Genomic DNA, 18,196 nt, shown 5'->3' with positions numbered 1-18,196 from the left:
TTTTTATTCCTCAAGAAGAGAACTGAATTTATCAAGATGAATCTCTTCCTCTTCAAGAATCTGCTCAAAGAGTTTTCTTGTTACATAGTCTTCTTCTTTCTCAGCAAGCTTTATGATCTCCTTGTATAAAGCTACTGCTTCTTCCTCTGCTTTTTTGTCAAGCTGAAGCATCTCCGTTAAGTTTTTGCCAATTGTTATTGGATCTGGCTGTGTTGTGGGAACACCTCCATAAAAAGCTATTCTTTCTGCAATCTTTTCAGCATGAAGCATTTCATTAATTGCAAACTGTCTGAAAAGCGCACCAACAGGTTCTGCTTTAATACCTTTTGCAAGAACATGTTGCCACATATACTGAATGCTTACCTGAAGCTCTCTTGCAACTGCTTTTTGTAGTTTACTCATTAGCTCATTGCTTATCATAAAATACCTCCATTTTTGATAAATTGGTTTATTGATTTTGATGTTTAAACTCTTTTAAAGTGCCTCTGCTTCCACAGGAAGGACATTTCTGAGGTTTATGCTTTGCTGTTCTGATTGAACCACATTTAGAACATTTATATTCTTTTGATCCCACTTTAATATCTTTTTTCTTTTTACATTCTGGACATAAAACATGTACTGTTAATTGAGTATCAATAATATCAAACTGAGGAAGATACTGATGTAAATCAGGAAGCTCAACTTTTTGATAAATATCAAAAACTTTCTTACATCTTACACATATTGCATGATGGTGCTCAGTTGTATCAGGGTCAAATCTTCTTTTCTCAGGATCAATATGAATCTCTTTAACCCTGTTTGTTCTCTTTAGAAACTCTAAAACATTATAAACAGTTGCAACTGACATTGTGGGGAAATCCTTTGATAATGCTTTATAAATCTCCTCTGCTGATGGATGCTCTTTATTTCCATCAAGATAATTTATAATTGCAAGCCTTTGTGGTGTCCATTTTATTTTTGGTTTCATTAAAATAATTCTAAATAAAAAATGAATTATTTGTCAAATCAGTAGTAAATTTTTCTTGCAATCCTCTCTCCTATTATGATAAAATTCTTTCAAGCCACGAAGGCTTAATAAGCTCAGAAGAGCTAAACTTAAGCTTTCGTGGCTTTTTTATTTATTCTAAAAAGGGGGAGAGAACATGAAGAAATGCCTTATCTTTTTCACAGTTTTATTATTTCCTTGTTCCGTTTTTGCTGCTGATGTAACAGACTGGCTCTCAGTATCAGGAACAGCTACAGGAGTTTATCAATGGTTACACATGACAAAGGGGTATGTAGACTCTGAGACAAAGGACAAAACAAAAGACAGAGGTTCAGCAGTAATTGATTTTAATGTATCTCTTAAACCTACTGAAAATGATGAATTTTTCTTAAGAGCAAGCTTTGCAAAAGGAAGTGGATTTCATTCAGAAAGTGCAAATTATCCTTTTACACTTAAGTCAAATGCAGATGACCTTTTTGTAGACCTTCATAATATCAATGGGCATCCAAGAGATCATCTTCAGGAGTTATGGTATTCTCACAGATTTACAATTGAAAAAGAGATATCTCTCAAGCTTACAGCAGGAATAATTGATTCAACAGCTTTTATTGATGACAATGCCTATGCTAATAATGAGATATCCCAGTTCATGAATGAAGCTTTTGTTAATAATCCACTTGCAAATCTTCCAAGCTATGATGCTGGAGTTGCAGCAGAGTTTGAAGCTGGTAAATTTCATATAAGAGTAGTAGGAATGCGTTCAAAAAATGAAAATGAGACAATGGATGTAAAAAAATACAACTGGATAGGAGCACAGATTGGTTACAAGCTTGAAACCTCTCTTGGTGAAGGAAACTACAGGCTTTATGGTTACACAACAAACAAGAGATTTGAAAACTGGGATGCAGATGCATACAAAGCATTGAAAGGAGTTGGAGTATCCTTTGACCAGCAATTGGTGAAAGACACACTTGGAGCATTCCTCCGTGCAGGATGGCAGGATGACTCAGCAAAGATAGATTATAACAGAATGATTTCACTGGGATTAAATCTCAATGGAAGTGTATGGGGAAGAAAGGATGATGAAATAGGAGCGGGCTATGCTTATCTTAAAAGTCCATCAAAAAGCGAGCTCAAGCACAGTCAGGTATTTGAGTCCTATGTAAAGTTTAAGCTATTTTCATACAAATTTCTAAGCTCAGATATAACCTTTGATTATCAATATATTCGTGACACTGCCCGTGAGTCTGACAATACAAAGGCAGGACATGTATATGGTGTTAGGTTTAATATTAACTTTTAAGGAGGAGGTTTAAGATGAAGAATTTTAAAATGTTTTTAATCAGCATCATTGCGGTATTATTTCTTACAGGCACAGCAGTGGCACATTTTGGAGTTATAATGCCTTCTGATGACATTGTTGGCGAAAAAGACCAAAAGAAAATTACGCTTAAAGTTTACTTCATGCATCCCTTTGAACAGGAATGGCTTAACATGGAAAAACCAAAAACTTTTGGTGTGATGCTCGGTGATGAAAAAACTGATTTGTTAGGCAGTCTTGTTAACAAAAAGGTAAAAGGTAAAAATGCATGGGAGACTACCTTTACAATCAAACGTCCTGGAGACCATATTTTTTATCTTGAGCCACAGCCCTACTGGGAGCCTGCTGAGGAAAAATTCATAGCTCACTATCCAAAAGTTGTTGTTCAGGCTCTTGGAAAGGAAGAAGGATGGGATAAGGAAGTGGGTCTTCCAATTGAGATAGTTCCCCTTACAAGACCTTACGGACTATGGGTTGGTAATGTATTTCAGGGAATTGTAAAAGTTAATGGAAAGCCTTTGCCTTTTGCAGATGTTGAGGTTGAATACTTTAATGAAGGTGGTAAGGTTAAAGCACCAAAGGAGCCCTATGTAACACAGGTTATAAAAGCTGATGCAAATGGTGTATTTACCTATGCAATTCCAAAGGCTGGATGGTGGGGATTTGCAGCATTGACTGATGCTCCTTATAAGATTAAAAAAGATGGTAAAGAATATCCTGTTGAAATTGGTGGAATTATCTGGGTTAAGGCAAGGGAGATGAAATAATGCATATATCTGAAGGAGTGCTTTCTGCGCCGGTACTGCTTACCGGCGCTGTTTTATCTTTAACAGGTCTTACTCTTGGGCTTAGAAAAATTAAAAATGAAGATATTCCAAAGGTTGCTGTCCTTTCTTCTGCTTTTTTTGTAGCATCATTAATTCATATTCCAATAGGTCCTACCTCTGCTCATCTTGTTTTAAATGGGCTTGTTGGAATGCTTCTTGGATGGGCAGCCTTTCCTGCTATTTTTGTAGGACTTTTGCTTCAGGCTTTGCTTTTTCAGTTTGGAGGATTGACAACACTTGGTGTAAACACTTTTGCAATGGCAATGCCAGCAGTATTATCATATTATGTTTTTAGAACCTTACTACATAAAGGTAAAAATACTGCTTTTATTGGAGGAGCTCTTGGAGGAGCTTCTGCAGTGCTTATTGGCACATTATTCATCAGTCTTGCTTTGCTTGAAACTGAAAAAAGCTTTATGGGAGTTGCAGTAACTCTTTTTACAATGCATCTTCCAATTGCTGCAGTAGAGGGAATTATCACAGGTTTTGTTGTGTTATATCTTAAAAAAGTAAAACCGGAGGCATTAGGATGAAAAAGTTGCTCAATTTAGCTTTATTTTTTATGCTGCTCGTTCTCATTCAGCTTCTCATTTATTCAAATGATTCCTATGCTCATAAAGTAAGTGCCTATGCATACAGGGAAGGTGACAAGATAATTGGTGAATGCTACTTTGTTGATGGCTCACCATGCAAAAACTCTAAGGTTGAGGTTTATGACAGCAGGGGTAAAAAAATTACAGAGACCACCACTGATGAAAAAGGAAGATTTAATTTTAAAACCTCAGAAACAGGAGAATTAAAAATAGTAATTCCTGCTGGAGAAGGACACAGAGCAGAATACACCCTTGAAGCAGTTAAAAAGCCTGAAAAAAAGGAAGTAAAAAAGCAGGAAACTGTTAAAGAAACTCAGAAACACGAGCTTCCTCAAGGATCAATCAACAGAGAGGAGATCAAACAGATTATTGATGAAGCAATGGATGCAAAGCTTCAGGGATTAAGAAGTGAGCTAATGGATTTAAGAAAACAGATGGATAAAATAAGCATAAGAGATATAATTGGAGGAATTGGATATATCTTGGGAGTCTGGGGCATAATAATGTTTATCAAGAGAAAGAAAAATGCATCTTGAAGAATTTTCAGAAGGAAACTCTTTTTTACACAAAGCGGATCCGAGATTAAAAATCATAGTTTTTTCCATATTCAGCATTCTCTGCGCAACTGCTACTGGATTGAAAACTCCGTCTTTATTTTTAATTTACTCTGTTTTTTCTATTTTCATTGCTCGATTAAGAATAAGGCCTTTTTTTTCAAGACTCAGTGTGGCAAACTTTTTCATTCTTTTCATCTGGATTTTTGTCCCTATCAGTTATCCAGGCAATCCTTATATATCATTTGTCGGATTAAAGATAAGCCATGAAGGACTGCTTTATGCACTATCAATTACACTGAAAGCCAATGCAATTATTATTGCCACAATAACACTTCTTAGTACCTCCTCTATCAATGCTTTAGCTCATGCAATGCTTCACCTAAAAGCACCTAAAAAGCTTGTTACAGTGTTTTTCCTTTTTTATCGCTACATTACAGTTATCCATGATGAATATTTAAAAATAAAAAGAGCTGTTATTGCCAGGGGTTTTGTTCCAAAAACAAGCATTCATACTTACAGAACCTATGCTTACATTGTTGGAGGAATGCTTATTAAAAGCTATGAAAGAGCAGAGGAGATTTATAAGGCAATGCTCTGTAGAGGCTTTCAAGGGTATTTTCCACTTTTTGAACATTTTCATATGAGAAAAATTGATGTAATATTCAGTATTGTCTCAATCTTTGTGTTTATTTTATTATGGAAAAATTAGTATGTAACTTCTTTTTCTCCAACAATACTGGTTAATGTTTTTAACAGGAACTCTTTAGCATCAAGAATTTCTATTAAAACTGGTTCTCCTTCCTTTGAAAAATGAACAATTATCTGTCCCTGCTCTTCTGCGTAATCAATGTCTTTATCAGAAATTTCAATTAATAAAGCATCCACATCTTTGCTGTACTTAATTTTTCTCATATCTCTGTCTCCTGCCAGGATATATTGTTATTACATAGATTTCATCATTTTCAATCATTGGAATTTTCAGGATAAATCCGTGCTTTTTTAATAGTTCAATTTTTAAAAGAGCATGTTTGGTAAAGTTAATTTTCATTTTTGATATATAATATAAAATTAATCTTTGAAACTGCAACGGGAGTTAAAATTTGGAGCAACCAATTATAAGGCTTAGAAACATCTCCTTCCATTATGATGATAGGGTTGTTTTAAATAACCTTAGCCTTGATATTTATGAAGGCGAAAGAATCGGTCTTATGGGACCTAATGGTTCTGGGAAAACTACCCTTCTTTACATTATAATGGGGCTTCTTAAGCCATCTTCAGGTATAGTTGAGATTTTTGGAAAGGTAAGACAAAAAGAAAAAGACTTCATTGAAGTAAGGCAGAAGATAGGGCTTTTATTTCAGGATTCAGAAACTCAGCTTTTCTGTCCAACAGTAAAAGAAGACATAGCATTTGGCCCGCTCAATCTTGGAAAAACAAAGGAAGAGGCATTAAAAATTGTAAAAGAGACCTGTGAAATTCTGGGGTTAAAGGGTTTTGAAGACAGATTAACCTATAAGCTTTCTGGAGGAGAAAAAAGACTTGTAGCACTGGCAACAGTAATAGCTATGAAGCCAGTCTGCTACCTCTTTGATGAACCTTCAAATGGTCTTGATGAGAAAACAACAGAAAGACTTCTTCAATATCTAACAGGCAATGCAAAGACCTACCTTATCGTTTCTCACGATAGGGATTTTATAGAAAAGGCAACTGATAAAGTTTATTTTCTTGAAGAAGGCAGGATTATTGGTTGACAAAATTTATCTTTAAATGTAATTTTTAGATTATGAAAAAAAGTGATGCTTTAAGATACATAGAAAATGCAAAAGAAATCCTTAAAAAGTCAGAAATAGAAGAAAATTACTACAAAGACATTAAGTATGTTAAAACAGCTCTTGGATGTGCCTATCTTGGAGTTTTAAGGGCAATAGATGATTACTTATTAAGTAAAGGTGTTCCAAAAGAAAAGCTTCCTAAAAAAGCACAGGAATACGAAAAAGCATTAAAAAAATATGCAGATATTCATAATGGAAAACTTGTCAGGATGTTTGATGCTATTTATGATGAATTACACATTGGAGGTTGCTACAGAGGAGTCTTAAGAAGAGTTGATACAGTAAAATCTGCATTAAAAGGGGCTCAGGATTTTATAGAAAAACTCTTAAAGAATGTTTAAAAAGGAAATATCTTAGGCAGCTTAAAGCCTTTTCCATGTTTTAGCTGTTTCATCATTTTTTTCATCTCATTGAATTGTTTGATAAGCCTGTTAACATCTGTAACTGTTGTTCCACTTCCTTTTGCAATGCGAATCCTTCTACTTGCATTAAGAATTTTAGGATTTCTTCTTTCTTCTGGTGTCATAGAATTAATTATAGCTTCAACTTTCACAAACTCTTTTTCATCAATTTTTATTTCCTTTAATATTTTATTAGCTCCGGGAAGCATTGAAAGAATATTTTCAAGAGGACCCATCTTTCTCATTTTTCTTATTTGCTCTCTTAAATCATCAAAGGTAAACTCTTCTTTTTCAATTTTTTTCTTTAGTTTTTCTGCCTCTTTCTCATCATAGGCTTTTTGAGCTTGCTCAATAAGAGTGAGCACATCACCCATGCCAAGAATTCTATTTGCCATTCTGTCTGGATAAAACTCCTCAAGAGCATCAAGCTTTTCTCCTGTTCCGATAAGTTTTATGGGCTTGCCTGTTACTTCTTTTATTGAAAGTGCTGCACCGCCACGGGCATCTCCATCCATCTTTGTGAGAATAACTCCTGTAATTCCAATTTTTTCATTAAAGCTTTTTGCAATGTTTACTGCATCCTGTCCTGTCATTGCATCGGCAACAAAAAGAACTTCATGAGGATTTAGAATCTCCTTTACATCCTGTAACTCCTGCATCAACTCTTCATCAACATGCATTCTTCCAGCAGTATCAACAATTACTGGATCCATTCTATCAATTACCGCTTTCTTTAAAGCCTCTTTGCAGAGGCTTCGTGGATCCTTAGTTTCATAAGAATAAAACACAGGAATATCAATTTGTTTACCAAGTGTAACAAGCTGATCAATTGCTGCAGGTCTTTGTAGATCTGCTGCCACAAGCATTGGACGCCGTCCCTGTTTCTTAAAAATTCTTGCAAGCTTTGCTGAAGTGGTAGTTTTTCCAGAACCGTGCAGCCCAACCATCATAAAAACAGTAGGAGGATTTGGGCTTAACTGAATCTTAGAACTGCTTCCTCCTAAAAGCTCGCACAATTCATCATAAACAATTTTTATTACCTGTTGAGCTGGAGAGAGACTTTCAAGGATTTCTTTGCCAACTGCTTTCTGACGAACTCTTTCAATAAAAGATTTTACAACCTTAAAATTAACATCTGCTTCAAGAAGAGCAATTCTTATTTCTTTTAAGGCTGCATCAACATCTTCTTCTTTCAGAATTCCTTTGCCTTTGAGCTTTTTAAATATTGCTTCAAGTTTATCTGTTAGTGCCTCAAACATTTATCTTACCTCTCTCAGAAGATTTTCAATTTCCTTATTTAACAATCCAAAAGTATCATTTGTTATTCCTCTGTATATCTGAACTATAATTTTTTTCTCATTTAAAATAAAAAAATTCGGAAAACCGTAAATATTGTATATTTTTTTTATTTTTGCATTAGCTATATATAAAGGGTATTGAATTCCTCTATCTTTTGCGAACTCAAAAAGTTTTTGAGTTTCCTTTATTTCGTCATTGAATATAACTCCAATTATTTGAACATTTTTATTTTTGAATTTCTCATAAAGTTTGTTTAAATCTGGAATTACATAATCGCAGGCAAAACATTTATTTGAAAGAAACTCTACAATTATAACCCTACCTTTAATTTGATAAAGCTCCACAGGCTTATTATTTATATCAATTAAGAAAAAATTCGGGGCAGAATCACTTTTTTTAAGTGCACTCTGCCCTACCTGTGGAATTAACAATATAAGAATTAAAATTAAAAATTTTTTCACGAATTAACTACTGAGAAGGCTATCCAGTTTGCTTTTTAATATGGATTTTGGAACAACTCCAACGATCTGATCAACTCTCTGACCATCTTTGAAAAACATTATTGTCGGAATACCCATGATTCCATAACGTGTTGCAATATCTGGATTTTCATCTGTATTAAGTTTTCCTACCTTAATTTTTCCTGCATATTCTCTGGCAAGCTCCTCTATTGTTGGTGCAATTATTCTGCAGGGACCACACCATGGTGCCCAGAAATCTACCATTACTACACCTTTTGAGTTTAAAACTTCTGAGTCCCATTTAGCACTTGTAAGTTCTAAAATACCTTCAGCCATTTTTACCTCCACAGAGATTTTGTAAACAACTTTTTTAAAATAAATTTTTCTTTATTAATTTGTCAATCTTGAAGACTCCTACCAAATTTACATAATTAAAACTCCTGAGCCTGCCAGTGAGCAAGCTCAGGATAGTCATGAATATTTAGAAATTTATTCCAGTGGAATTTTTATCTCTCTTGGCTTTGCTTCCTCTTTTCTTAAAATAGCTATTTCAAGAAGACCATTCTTTAAATTCGCCTTAACTGAAGATTTATCAACATCTGCTGGCAAATTAACAGTTCTTGAAAAAGGACCGTAGCTTCTTTCATTTAAAATATAGTCTTCTTCAGAAACACCTTCAGGTTTTTTAATTTCTCCTTTGATTATGAGTCTGTCATCAGTAATGGTTAAATCTATATCCTGTTTATCAACTCCTGGAATTTCTACCTGAATAATCAGCTCATTTCCTCTCTCAAAAATATCCACATTGGGAGAAATAATACCTTCACTGCTAACAGACCTTTTTCTTCGAACAGGTGAAAGAAACTCTTCAAAAAGCCTGTCCATCTCCTTTCTTATCTCTTCAATCTCTTTTAAAGGACTCCATTTTACAATAGCCATTTTACACCTCCTAAATTTTTAGGCTGCTTCTGCTAAAACAACTTTATCAAATATAATTTTACCATCTTTAAAATCAACTTCCACAACATCTCCCTCTTTAAATGTTCCTTCAATAAGTTTTATTGCAAGTGGGTCAAGTATCTCTTTCTGTAATACCCTTCTCAAAGGTCTTGCTCCATATACAGGATCATAGCCAATTTTTGCAATGTATTCTTTTGCCTCTTCTGTAAGAGTAATATCTATCTTTCTATGCTTGAGATACTGTTTTATTCTCTTAATCTGAATTTCTATAATCTCTTTCATTACTTCCCTGCTTAGTGGGTTGAATATGATTATCTCATCAATTCTGTTAAGAAACTCAGGTCTGAAGAAAGCTCTTAAATCATTCATAATTCTTGTTTTTAAGTCCTTTTTCAAATCCTGCCAGTGCTCAGAGCCTGCATTTTCAAGAAACTCCTGAATATGGGCACTTCCTATATTTGATGTCATAATGATAATAGTGTTTCTGAAATCAACGGTTCTTCCATGTCCATCAGTTAGACGACCATCATCAAGAACCTGAAGCAAAACATTAAAGACTTCGGGATGAGCTTTTTCAACTTCATCAAAAAGCACGACACTATATGGACGCCTTCTTACTGCCTCTGTGAGCTGCCCTCCTTCCTCATAACCAACATATCCAGGAGGTGCACCAATCAACCTGGATACTGTATGACGCTCCTGATACTCAGACATATCAATTCTAATCATTGCATTTTCATCATCAAAGAGAAACTCTGCCAAAGCCTTTGCAAGCTCTGTTTTACCAACACCTGTAGGACCAAGAAACATAAATGAGCCAATTGGACGATTCGGATCCTGAAGCCCTGCTCTTGCCCTTCTTATGGCATTTGAAACAGCAATAATTGCCTCATCCTGTCCAACAACTCTCTCATGAAGGCGCTCTTCCATTTTAATTAACTTCTGGGTTTCGCTCTCAAGCAATTTTTTAACAGGAATTCCTGTCCATTTAGCAACAACCTCTGCAATGTCCTCCTCATCAACTTCTTCCTTGAGCATCTGTCTTGTCTTTTGAAGCTCCTTCAGACGGGCATTTGCCTCATCAAGGGCTTTCTGAAGCTCAATAAGTCTACCATATCTGAGTTCTGCTGCTCTGGTAAGATCTCCCTGACGCTCTGCTTGTTCGGAAGCAATACGGGTCTGCTCAATCTCTGCCTTTATCTGTCTAATTTTTAAAATAATTTCCTTTTCAGCCTGCCACTGCCTGCTTAATTCCTCTTTTTTAGCAAGCAGTTGCTCTATCTCCTGGGAAATCTTTTCTATCTTTTCCTTTGCATCCTCAGTTGGTTCCTTGCTCAATGCCTGTCTTTCTATCTCAAGCTGACGAAGTTTTCTTTCAATCTCATCAAGTTCAATTGGCATGCTGTCAATCTCCATTCTAAGCTTTGCTGCAGCCTCATCAATTAGGTCAATGGCTTTATCAGGAAGGTATCTGTCCGTTATATATCTTGCTGAAAGAACCGCAGCAGCAACCAGTGCTGAATCCTTTATCTTCACACCATGATGAACTTCATATCTTTCCTTTAGTCCTCTTAAAATTGATATTGTATCCTCAACAGAAGGCTCCTTAACTAAAATGGGCTGAAATCTTCTTTCCAGTGCAGGGTCTTTTTCAATGTATTTTCTGTATTCATTGACTGTTGTTGCACCTATGCATCTTAGCTCTCCTCTTGCCAGAGCTGGCTTAAGCATATTTGCAGCATCAACAGCTCCTTCTGCAGCACCTGCACCTACAAGGGTGTGAAGCTCATCTATGAATGTTATAATTCTTCCATCTGACTGAGTAATCTCCTTAAGCACTGCCTTGAGTCTTTCCTCAAACTCTCCACGGTATTTTGCACCTGCAAGAAGTGATCCTATATCAAGAGCTATGAGCTCTTTGTCTCTCAGAGATTCAGGAACATCGCCTGCCACAATTCTCTGAGCAAGACCTTCAACTATTGCAGTTTTACCAACACCAGGGTCTCCAATCAGCACCGGATTATTCTTTGTTCTTCTGCTTAAAACCTGAATAACTCTTCTTATCTCCTCATCCCTTCCAATAACAGGATCAAGCTTGCCTTTGCGGGCTAACTCTGTGAGATTTTTACCATATCTAACCACTGCCTGATATTTTTCTTCTGGATTGGGATCAGTTACCTGATGAACTCCTCTTATTTTCTTCATTGCATCAAGCAGTTTTTGCCTTGTTACTGCCTGCTTTTTTATGGCATCAAGAGCAGGACCACCCACATCAAATAAAGCTATAAGAAGATGCTCCACACTTATGTATTCATCTTTAAGATGCTCGGCTTCCTCATAAGCTTTCTCAAAAAGCTGATTTAGTCTTGGAGTAATATAAATTTGTTCAAGGGGTTGAGCACCATAAACCTTTGGAATTCTATCAATGGCTTTCTTTAAATCTGCTTTTATTGTGTTTAAGTCTGCTCCACATTCCTTTAAAATACGGGGAACAAGCCCTTCACTGTCTTCAATTAAAGCATAAACCAGATGCTCCACATCTATCTGCTGGTTACCATACTGTGATGCAACTCTCTGAGCCTCTCTTATTGCTTCCTGTGTCTTATAGGTAAGTCTATCAAATCTCATGGTTTTCCTCCTTAAATTTCTTCAAAAATTTTTTTAATTCTCTTTTCAATCTGCTGTTTTATGTCTTCATCAACATAGCGAAGTACTTCCTGTATGAATTGTTCCATCATCTGCATTCTTTCTCGCATTCTGAGAATAATATCCACTCCAGCCCTGTTAACTCCAAATTCCTTTGTAAGTTTTATTACAAAGTTAAGTCTTTCAATGTCCTCATCTGTATAAACTCTCTGTCTTTTAATTCTCCTTGGTTTTATAAAACCTTCTCTTTCATAAATCCTCAGCGTCTGTGGATGAACATTAAGGAGTCTGCATACCATGCTTATCATATAGAATCTCTCATCCTGTCTCATGCTTACCTCCTCAACATGAATTCTCTTGGGTTTTCTCTGTAAAGGCGTTCAATTTTTCTGATTTCTTCCTTTTCAGAAGCTGTTAATCCTCTGGGAACTACTATTTTTATAACCACATACAGGCTTCCTTTTTTGCCTTCTTTTGGAGAAGGAAATCCTTTCCCTGAAATTCTGAATTTCTGTCCACCCTGAGTTCCCTCTGGAATTTTCATTGTAACTGTATTTCCATCTGCTGTTGGAACATCAACCTTAGCCCCTAAGGCAGCTTCAACAAATGTTACAGGAAGCTCAATGTATATGTCATCTCCTTTTCTGGTGAAAAAAGGATGTGCAGAAACATTAACCTCTAATATCAGATCACCATAAGGTGCACCGCCTCTTCCAGCATTTCCATATCCTTTAACCCTTACAGTTGAGCCATTATCAACTCCTGCTGGAATTTTTGCCTTAACTGTTTCAGTAATTAAAATTCTTCCTGTTCCATCACAGTTTTTACACTTTGATGATGCAGTCCTTCCAGTTCCACCACAATTAGGGCAGGTTTGACTTACTCTCATAAATCCTCTTGAGGTTTGAATTCTTCCTGTTCCGCCACATCTTGAGCATATGTCCAGTTTATCAGCACCACTTCCACGACAACTCTGGCACTCAATGTATCTTTGATAGGTAACTGGCTTTACTGTGCCTTTATAGGATTCTTCAAAGGTTAATGTAACAGGAATAATTATATCTTCGCCTTTTACATAGGCAGTTCTTGTTGCACTAAATGTTTCACCAAATATATCTCCAAAAATATCTCCCAGATCAAAGCCTCTTGTGAAGTCAAAGCCACCAAAGTCAAAACCTTTAAAATCAAAGGTTTCACCCCTATCATACTCAGCCCTTTTCTCTGGATCGCTCAGCACTGCATATGCCTCATTTATCTCCTTAAACTTCTCCTCCGCCTCCTTATTCCCGGGATTTAAATCAGGATGATACTTTCTTGCAAGCTTTCGATAAGCCTTCTTAATCTCTTCCTGGGTGGCATTCTTGCTTACACCAAGAATTTTATAGTAATCTTTACGTTCCATGAGATCAGTTTAACATATTGAGTTAAATTATATCAATATCTTAAGTTTGCCGATAAAATTATGTCATGAATGCATCAAAATCAAATGCTTCAGCGAAATAAAATTGCCTATCGGCAATTTAACTAAATTAATGTTAAAATAAAAAATTAATTAATGGAATAGGAGGTGGAAAATGAAATATGTAAAAGGACTTAAATGCAGAGAGTGTGGAAGAGAGTATCCTGTGGAGCCTATATATGTATGTGAATTCTGCTTTGGTCCTCTTGAAGCAGTTTATGACTATGCAAAAATAAAGAAAGCTCTTTCAAGAAGAATAATAGAAAAAAGACCTAAAACATTATGGAGATATAAAGAGCTTTTACCAATAGATGGAGAACCACAGGCTGGACTTAACTCTGGTTTTACACCTCTGGTGGAAGCTAAAAATCTCGCAAAATATCTTGGCGTAAAAGAACTTTACATAAAAGATGATACAGTTGCCCATCCCACCCTTTCATTTAAAGATAGAGTTGTTGCAGTAGCACTTACAAAAGCAAAGGAATTTGGTTTTGATACTGTTGCCTGTGCTTCTACAGGAAATCTTGCCCATGCTGTCTCAGCACACGGTGCAAAAGCTGGATTTAAAAGATTTATATTTATTCCTGCTACCCTTGAACAAAGCAAGATTGTTGCTTCCATTGTTTATGAGCCAAATCTTGTTGCAGTGGATGGCAATTATGATGATGTAAATAGACTTTGCAGTGAAATAGCAAACAAATACAGATGGGCTTTTGTAAACATAAATATAAGACCTTTTTATGCAGAGGGATCAAAAACAATAGGATTTGAAATAGTTGAACAACTTGGCTGGAAAGCACCAGACAGCATTGTTGTGCCCTGTGCAAGTGGTTCACTTCTTACAAAAGTGTGGAAGGCATTAAAAGAATTCAAAGAGCTTGGCATTTTAAAGGAGCTTGAAACAAAAATATACGGTGCTCAGGCAACTGGATGTTCTCCCATTTCTACAGCATTTAAACAGGGAACAGATGTTATAAGACCTGTTAAACCAAACACAGTTGCAAAATCCCTTGCAATTGGAAATCCTGCTGATGGATATTATGCTTTGCAAGCTGTAAAAGAAAGCGGTGGTGCTATGGAGGATGTATCTGACGAAGAAATAGTGGAAGCAATAAAGCTTCTTGCAAGAACTGAAGGAATCTTTACAGAGACAGCAGGAGGTGTTACTTTAGCCTGTTACATTAAGCTGTTGAAAGAAGGGAAAATTGACAGAAAAGACACAACAGTGCTTTGTATTACAGGAAATGGGCTTAAGACAGCAGAGGTCTTAAACGGCAGAACAGCAGAGGTTTACAATATAAAACCAAATCTTGCTTCCTTTGAAGAAGCTTTGAAAAAAATTAATGAAAAAGGGAGGTAAAAATGGCAGTAAAAGTTTTAATACCAACACCGCTTCAGAAATTAACAGGTGGTAAAGATGTGGTAGAAGCACCAGCTGGAAAAATCATAGATATAATCAATGCACTTGATAAACAATATCCAGGGCTTGCAGAAAGGCTATTTCAGGATGGTAAGATAAGAAGGTTTATAAATGTTTATGTGAACGAAGAAGATGTGAGATTCCTTCAAGGAGAAGAAACTCTGGTGAAAGATGGTGACGAAGTTTCAATTGTTCCTGCAATTGCAGGAGGCAAATAAGGAAGGAGGATTTTATGGGTGAGATTAAAAAATTAAGGGTAAGACTCACCTTCCCTCAGGAATTAATAAAAGAGCCTGTGCTTTTCAGAATGGCAAAAAAATACGATGTGATGCCAAACATTCGCAGGGCAAGAGTCACTGATACATTTGGAGAGATGATACTTGAGCTTGAAGGAATTGAAGAAAATCTTAATGAAGGCATTAACTCTCTCAGACAGCAGGGAGTTGTAGTGGAATTAATAGAAGGAGATATAATTGAATAGCCATGAATACAAAATCACCATGGAGAGGAATTATAAAAGAATATTATGAATTTTTCCCGGTAACTGAAAAAACTCCTATAGTCACTTTATTAGAAGGCAATACTCCTCTTGTAAGGGTTAATAATCTTACAAAGAAATTAAATATGGATATAGAGCTTTATCTCAAATTTGATGGAGCAAATCCAACAGGTTCATTTAAAGACAGAGGAATGACACTTGCTATCTCAAAGGCTTTAGAGGAAGGCTCCAGAGCAGTCATATGTGCTTCTACAGGAAATACTTCAGCCTCTGCATCAGCCTATGCTGCAAGAGCTGGAATCAAGGCAATTGTCCTTATTCCAGAAGGTAAGATTGCCACTGGAAAACTTGTTCAGGCAATGATTCATGGGGCAGTTGTTATTCAGATTAAAGGAAATTTTGATCAGGCTTTAAACATTGTAAGAGCCATTGTAAAAGAGTATCCCATTACCCTTGTTAATTCAATAAATCCTTACAGGATTGAAGGGCAGAAATCAGCAGCATTTGAAGTGTGTGATCAGCTTGGAAGAGTTCCTGATTATCATGCTTTGCCTGTTGGAAATGCAGGAAATATTTCAGCATACTGGAAGGGATATAAGGAATACAAAGAAAAAGGAAAAATTTCAGCACTTCCCAAAATGCTCGGATTTCAGGCAGCAGGAGCAGCACCAATTGTTCTCGGTAAACCTGTTGAAAAGCCTGAAACAATTGCAACAGCTATAAGAATAGGAAATCCTGCAAGCTGGAAAACTGCTGTTCAGGCAAGAGATGAATCCTGTGGAAAAATTGATATGGTAACAGATGAAGAAATCCTTAAAGCTTACAAAATGATAGCATCCTATGAAGGTATATTCTGTGAGCCAGCTTCTGCAGCTTCTGTTGCTGGAGTTATAAAGCTTTACAGTCAGGGATATTTTAAAAAAGGCTCCACTGTTGTTTGCACACTTACAGGTAATGGACTCAAAGATCCTGATACTGTTTTTAAGGTAGCTGATGAACCTCATGTTTTGCCTGCAAGCCTTGATAGTGTTAAAGCCTTTGTGGAGAAGATTTTATGAAATACATTGTCATTGTTCCTGATGGCGCAGCAGACTATCCACTGGAAGAACTCGGCGGTCTTACACCTCTTCAGGCTGCCAGAACTCCAAATATGGACTGGCTTGCTTGTCATGGATTAACAGGTTCTGTTAAAAATATTCCTCAGGGGTTTCCTCCTGGAAGCGATGTGGCAAATCTGAGCATTCTTGGTTATGATCCAAGAGTTTATTACACAGGAAGAGCACCACTTGAAGCTGTTAGCATGGGATTGAATTTATCAAAAAATGATGTGGCATACAGATGTAATCTTGTTACACTTAAATTTTCAGATAAACAAAGAATTTTTATGGATGATTACTCAGCAGGTCATATCTCTTCTGAAGAGGCAAAAATTCTTATTGAAGAGATAGATAAAAAACTTGGAAGTGATACTTTAAAATTTTATCCTGGCGTAAGCTATCGTCATATAATGTTATGGAAAAATGGCTCAGAAGATGTAGAATGCACTCCACCTCATGACATTACAGGAAAGGAAATCTCAATGTATCTTCCCATAGGAAAAAGTGCTAAAATGCTAAAAGAGCTTATTTTCAACTCAATAGATATTCTTAAAGACCATCCTATCAATAAAAAAAGAGTCTCTCAAGGCAAAAAACCTGCAAACAGCATATGGCTATGGGGACAGGGACGGACTCCGATACTGCCAAAATTTCAGGAAAAATACGGAATTTCAGGTGCTCTTATTTCAGCAGTGGATCTTACAAAAGGACTTGGTATTTTAGCAGGATTTCATATAATAAATGTTCCAGGAGCAACAGGCTGGATAGATACAAACTATGAAGGTAAAGCTCAGTATGCCTTAAATGCTCTTGAAAGAGTTGATTTTGTATATCTTCATATTGAAGCACCTGATGAAGCAGGTCATCAGAGCGATTACAAACTAAAAATTAAGGCAATTGAAGACATTGATAGTATTGTTGTTAAGAAAATTCTTGAAGAAGCACCAGAAAGATTCAAAGAGTTTAAAATTCTCCTTCTCCCAGACCATCCAACTCCAATAAAAATAAAAACCCATACTGCTGAGGCAGTTCCATTTGTAATTTATGATAGCAACCATATTGAAAAGAAAAATAAAAAGTTTTCAGAGGAAATTCTTGCTTCTCCTGATATTCATATAGAAGATGGCTACAAACTTATGAATTTATTCATATTCGGAAATGTTTGATTTAATTGATATTCTTCTTCATATTGATGTTTATCTTGAAAGCCTTCTGAGTGAGATTGGCAACTGGATTTATGTTGTTCTATTTTTTATAGTTTTCTCAGAAACTGGATTTGTTGTAACACCCTTTTTACCAGGAGATTCTCTATTGTTTACTGTGGGAGCTTTATCTTCAAGGCAGCTACTCTGCTTATGGAGCTCATTTATGGTTTTAAGTATCGCTGCTACATTGGGAAACACTGTAAACTATCATATTGGAAAATTTGTTGGTCCAAAAATTTTCTCAAAAGAAAACTCCTTACTTTTCAACAAAAAGCATCTTTATACAACAGCAGTTTTTTATGAAAAACATGGTGCAAAAACAATTATTATTGCAAGATTTTTACCGATTTTAAGAACTTTTGCTCCTTTTGTGGCAGGAATTGGAAGAATGAATTATGCTAAGTTTCAGATATACAATATTTTTAGCAGTTTTCTCTGGAGCAGCTCTTTTATTGGAGCAGGATATCTCTTTGGAAATCTTCCGGTAGTAAAGGAAAATTTTTCAATGTTCATTTTGGGCATCATCATAGTCTCAGTAATACCAAGCATTATCAAAGCAATATCAGTACATTTTACAGGCGATTCAGCTACGTTAAGTGATTCAAAGTTCAAAAACTCAAAAAAGGAGTAAAAT

At 36.0% G+C, this 18,196-nt stretch carries 24 protein-coding genes; 13 read left to right on the top strand and 11 right to left on the bottom strand.

The features are described 5' to 3' along the window. Positions 1–3 precede the first annotated feature (3 nt). Both ACYQ3X_RS09470 and ACYQ3X_RS09465 read right to left on the bottom strand, forming a co-directional pair. A complete protein-coding gene (locus tag ACYQ3X_RS09470) occupies positions 4–420 on the bottom strand; it encodes a ferritin-like domain-containing protein (RefSeq protein WP_460181567.1) in 417 nt (138 codons plus the stop codon). A 28-nt stretch (positions 421–448) separates the two neighbouring features. After that, the gene (locus ACYQ3X_RS09465; RefSeq protein WP_460181566.1) at positions 449–967 is read right to left on the bottom strand and encodes a transcriptional repressor; all 519 of its coding nucleotides are present in this window, start codon (positions 965–967) and stop codon (positions 449–451) included. Positions 968–1,142: 175 nt separating this feature from the next. Here ACYQ3X_RS09465 and ACYQ3X_RS09460 point away from each other — a divergent pair, with 175 nt between their 5' ends. Genes ACYQ3X_RS09460 through cbiQ form a run of 5 tightly spaced genes read left to right on the top strand, consistent with a single transcriptional unit; the run spans position 1,143 to position 4,992 of the window. Next, positions 1,143–2,288, top strand: a complete 1,146-nt coding sequence (locus ACYQ3X_RS09460) for a carbohydrate porin (RefSeq protein ID WP_460181565.1) — start codon at positions 1,143–1,145, stop codon at positions 2,286–2,288. Positions 2,289–2,302: 14 nt separating this feature from the next. Then, on the top strand, positions 2,303–3,073 hold the full coding sequence (locus ACYQ3X_RS09455; protein WP_460181564.1) for a DUF4198 domain-containing protein: 771 nt from the start codon (positions 2,303–2,305) through the stop codon (positions 3,071–3,073). Next, positions 3,073–3,666: a cobalt transporter CbiM gene (cbiM, locus tag ACYQ3X_RS09450; protein ID WP_460181563.1), complete on the top strand. Its 594-nt coding sequence runs from the start codon at positions 3,073–3,075 to the stop codon at positions 3,664–3,666. The genes ACYQ3X_RS09455 and cbiM overlap by 1 nt, the downstream gene beginning before the upstream one ends. After that, on the top strand, positions 3,663–4,262 hold the full coding sequence (locus tag ACYQ3X_RS09445) for a hypothetical protein (RefSeq protein ID WP_460181562.1): 600 nt from the start codon (positions 3,663–3,665) through the stop codon (positions 4,260–4,262). The genes cbiM and ACYQ3X_RS09445 overlap by 4 nt, the downstream gene beginning before the upstream one ends. Then, positions 4,252–4,992 carry a cobalt ECF transporter T component CbiQ gene (gene cbiQ, locus ACYQ3X_RS09440; RefSeq protein ID WP_460181561.1) on the top strand — a complete coding sequence of 247 codons (741 nt, stop codon included), beginning with the start codon at positions 4,252–4,254 and terminating at the stop codon, positions 4,990–4,992. Before ACYQ3X_RS09445 ends, cbiQ begins: the two co-directional genes overlap by 11 nt. Here the strand turns inward: cbiQ and ACYQ3X_RS09435 are convergent. Next, positions 4,989–5,195 (bottom strand): DUF2283 domain-containing protein, encoded by a 207-nt coding sequence (locus ACYQ3X_RS09435; protein WP_460181560.1) that lies wholly within the window; start codon positions 5,193–5,195, stop codon positions 4,989–4,991. The two genes, cbiQ and ACYQ3X_RS09435, sit on opposite strands and share 4 nt — an antisense overlap. Further along, positions 5,182–5,331, bottom strand: coding sequence for a hypothetical protein (locus tag ACYQ3X_RS09430; protein ID WP_460181559.1), 150 nt, complete (start codon positions 5,329–5,331; stop codon positions 5,182–5,184). The genes ACYQ3X_RS09435 and ACYQ3X_RS09430 overlap by 14 nt, the downstream gene beginning before the upstream one ends. Positions 5,332–5,383: 52 nt before the next feature. Between ACYQ3X_RS09430 and ACYQ3X_RS09425 the strand changes: the two genes are divergently transcribed. After that, positions 5,384–6,034 (top strand): energy-coupling factor ABC transporter ATP-binding protein, encoded by a 651-nt coding sequence (locus ACYQ3X_RS09425; protein WP_460181558.1) that lies wholly within the window; start codon positions 5,384–5,386, stop codon positions 6,032–6,034. 32 nt (positions 6,035–6,066) lie between these two features. Further along, entirely contained in the window at positions 6,067–6,456 is a 390-nt protein-coding gene (locus tag ACYQ3X_RS09420) for a DUF5618 family protein (protein WP_460181557.1), read from the top strand. Here the strand turns inward: ACYQ3X_RS09420 and ffh are convergent. The 7 genes from ffh to dnaJ form a co-directional block, all read right to left on the bottom strand. Continuing rightward, a complete protein-coding gene (gene ffh, locus ACYQ3X_RS09415) occupies positions 6,453–7,775 on the bottom strand; it encodes a signal recognition particle protein (protein WP_460181556.1) in 1,323 nt (440 codons plus the stop codon). The genes ACYQ3X_RS09420 and ffh overlap by 4 nt on opposite strands. Beyond that, the gene (locus ACYQ3X_RS09410) at positions 7,776–8,276 is read right to left on the bottom strand and encodes a peroxiredoxin family protein (RefSeq protein ID WP_460181555.1); all 501 of its coding nucleotides are present in this window, start codon (positions 8,274–8,276) and stop codon (positions 7,776–7,778) included. It lies immediately after the preceding gene. A 3-nt stretch (positions 8,277–8,279) separates the two neighbouring features. Further along, a complete protein-coding gene (trxA, locus tag ACYQ3X_RS09405) occupies positions 8,280–8,612 on the bottom strand; it encodes a thioredoxin (protein ID WP_460181554.1) in 333 nt (110 codons plus the stop codon). A 153-nt stretch (positions 8,613–8,765) separates the two neighbouring features. Then, entirely contained in the window at positions 8,766–9,215 is a 450-nt protein-coding gene (locus ACYQ3X_RS09400) for an Hsp20/alpha crystallin family protein (protein ID WP_460181553.1), read from the bottom strand. An 18-nt stretch (positions 9,216–9,233) separates the two neighbouring features. Then, on the bottom strand, positions 9,234–11,864 hold the full coding sequence (clpB, locus tag ACYQ3X_RS09395; RefSeq protein ID WP_460181552.1) for an ATP-dependent chaperone ClpB: 2,631 nt from the start codon (positions 11,862–11,864) through the stop codon (positions 9,234–9,236). A gap of 11 nt (positions 11,865–11,875) precedes the next feature. Continuing rightward, complete coding sequence (locus ACYQ3X_RS09390) at positions 11,876–12,214, bottom strand: MerR family transcriptional regulator (RefSeq protein WP_460181551.1); 339 nt, start codon at positions 12,212–12,214, stop codon at positions 11,876–11,878. 2 nt (positions 12,215–12,216) lie between these two features. Next, positions 12,217–13,284, bottom strand: coding sequence for a molecular chaperone DnaJ (gene dnaJ / locus ACYQ3X_RS09385; RefSeq protein ID WP_460181550.1), 1,068 nt, complete (start codon positions 13,282–13,284; stop codon positions 12,217–12,219). Positions 13,285–13,456: 172 nt separating this feature from the next. Between dnaJ and thrC (ACYQ3X_RS09380) the strand changes: the two genes are divergently transcribed. From thrC (ACYQ3X_RS09380) to ACYQ3X_RS09355, 6 genes are read left to right on the top strand one after another with little or no spacing between them, the layout of a single operon-like run. Next, the gene (gene thrC / locus ACYQ3X_RS09380) at positions 13,457–14,701 is read left to right on the top strand and encodes a threonine synthase (RefSeq protein WP_460181549.1); all 1,245 of its coding nucleotides are present in this window, start codon (positions 13,457–13,459) and stop codon (positions 14,699–14,701) included. A gap of 2 nt (positions 14,702–14,703) precedes the next feature. Next, the gene (locus tag ACYQ3X_RS09375; protein ID WP_460181548.1) at positions 14,704–14,979 is read left to right on the top strand and encodes a MoaD/ThiS family protein; all 276 of its coding nucleotides are present in this window, start codon (positions 14,704–14,706) and stop codon (positions 14,977–14,979) included. Between the two features lie 14 nt (positions 14,980–14,993). Next, positions 14,994–15,242 carry an NIL domain-containing protein gene (locus ACYQ3X_RS09370; protein ID WP_460181547.1) on the top strand — a complete coding sequence of 83 codons (249 nt, stop codon included), beginning with the start codon at positions 14,994–14,996 and terminating at the stop codon, positions 15,240–15,242. A 2-nt stretch (positions 15,243–15,244) separates the two neighbouring features. Further along, positions 15,245–16,318 carry a threonine synthase gene (gene thrC / locus ACYQ3X_RS09365; protein ID WP_460181546.1) on the top strand — a complete coding sequence of 358 codons (1,074 nt, stop codon included), beginning with the start codon at positions 15,245–15,247 and terminating at the stop codon, positions 16,316–16,318. Then, complete coding sequence (locus ACYQ3X_RS09360) at positions 16,315–17,523, top strand: cofactor-independent phosphoglycerate mutase (protein ID WP_460181545.1); 1,209 nt, start codon at positions 16,315–16,317, stop codon at positions 17,521–17,523. The genes thrC (ACYQ3X_RS09365) and ACYQ3X_RS09360 overlap by 4 nt, the downstream gene beginning before the upstream one ends. Further along, entirely contained in the window at positions 17,516–18,193 is a 678-nt protein-coding gene (locus ACYQ3X_RS09355) for a DedA family protein (protein ID WP_460181544.1), read from the top strand. The genes ACYQ3X_RS09360 and ACYQ3X_RS09355 overlap by 8 nt, the downstream gene beginning before the upstream one ends. The last annotated feature ends 3 nt before the right edge of the window (positions 18,194–18,196 follow it).

Source organism: Thermodesulfovibrio sp. TK110, assembly GCF_054658355.1.
This window is presented reverse-complemented; position numbering and strand designations above follow the sequence as displayed.

Coding starts and splice junctions, on each gene's coding strand:
- ACYQ3X_RS09400 (WP_460181553.1), bottom strand. CDS start 9,215: ATGGCTATTGTAAAATGGAGTCCTTTAAAAGAGATTGAAGAGATAAGA.
- thrC (WP_460181549.1), top strand. CDS start 13,457: ATGAAATATGTAAAAGGACTTAAATGCAGAGAGTGTGGAAGAGAGTAT.
- ACYQ3X_RS09435 (WP_460181560.1), bottom strand. CDS start 5,195: ATGAGAAAAATTAAGTACAGCAAAGATGTGGATGCTTTATTAATTGAA.
- cbiM (WP_460181563.1), top strand. CDS start 3,073: ATGCATATATCTGAAGGAGTGCTTTCTGCGCCGGTACTGCTTACCGGC.
- ACYQ3X_RS09420 (WP_460181557.1), top strand. CDS start 6,067: ATGAAAAAAAGTGATGCTTTAAGATACATAGAAAATGCAAAAGAAATC.
- ACYQ3X_RS09370 (WP_460181547.1), top strand. CDS start 14,994: ATGGGTGAGATTAAAAAATTAAGGGTAAGACTCACCTTCCCTCAGGAA.
- ACYQ3X_RS09430 (WP_460181559.1), bottom strand. CDS start 5,331: ATGAAAATTAACTTTACCAAACATGCTCTTTTAAAAATTGAACTATTA.
- ffh (WP_460181556.1), bottom strand. CDS start 7,775: ATGTTTGAGGCACTAACAGATAAACTTGAAGCAATATTTAAAAAGCTC.
- ACYQ3X_RS09465 (WP_460181566.1), bottom strand. CDS start 967: ATGAAACCAAAAATAAAATGGACACCACAAAGGCTTGCAATTATAAAT.
- thrC (WP_460181546.1), top strand. CDS start 15,245: ATGAATACAAAATCACCATGGAGAGGAATTATAAAAGAATATTATGAA.
- ACYQ3X_RS09360 (WP_460181545.1), top strand. CDS start 16,315: ATGAAATACATTGTCATTGTTCCTGATGGCGCAGCAGACTATCCACTG.
- ACYQ3X_RS09460 (WP_460181565.1), top strand. CDS start 1,143: ATGAAGAAATGCCTTATCTTTTTCACAGTTTTATTATTTCCTTGTTCC.
- ACYQ3X_RS09455 (WP_460181564.1), top strand. CDS start 2,303: ATGAAGAATTTTAAAATGTTTTTAATCAGCATCATTGCGGTATTATTT.
- ACYQ3X_RS09390 (WP_460181551.1), bottom strand. CDS start 12,214: ATGAGACAGGATGAGAGATTCTATATGATAAGCATGGTATGCAGACTC.
- ACYQ3X_RS09445 (WP_460181562.1), top strand. CDS start 3,663: ATGAAAAAGTTGCTCAATTTAGCTTTATTTTTTATGCTGCTCGTTCTC.
- trxA (WP_460181554.1), bottom strand. CDS start 8,612: ATGGCTGAAGGTATTTTAGAACTTACAAGTGCTAAATGGGACTCAGAA.
- ACYQ3X_RS09355 (WP_460181544.1), top strand. CDS start 17,516: ATGTTTGATTTAATTGATATTCTTCTTCATATTGATGTTTATCTTGAA.
- dnaJ (WP_460181550.1), bottom strand. CDS start 13,284: ATGGAACGTAAAGATTACTATAAAATTCTTGGTGTAAGCAAGAATGCC.
- ACYQ3X_RS09375 (WP_460181548.1), top strand. CDS start 14,704: ATGGCAGTAAAAGTTTTAATACCAACACCGCTTCAGAAATTAACAGGT.
- clpB (WP_460181552.1), bottom strand. CDS start 11,864: ATGAGATTTGATAGACTTACCTATAAGACACAGGAAGCAATAAGAGAG.
- cbiQ (WP_460181561.1), top strand. CDS start 4,252: ATGCATCTTGAAGAATTTTCAGAAGGAAACTCTTTTTTACACAAAGCG.
- ACYQ3X_RS09470 (WP_460181567.1), bottom strand. CDS start 420: ATGATAAGCAATGAGCTAATGAGTAAACTACAAAAAGCAGTTGCAAGA.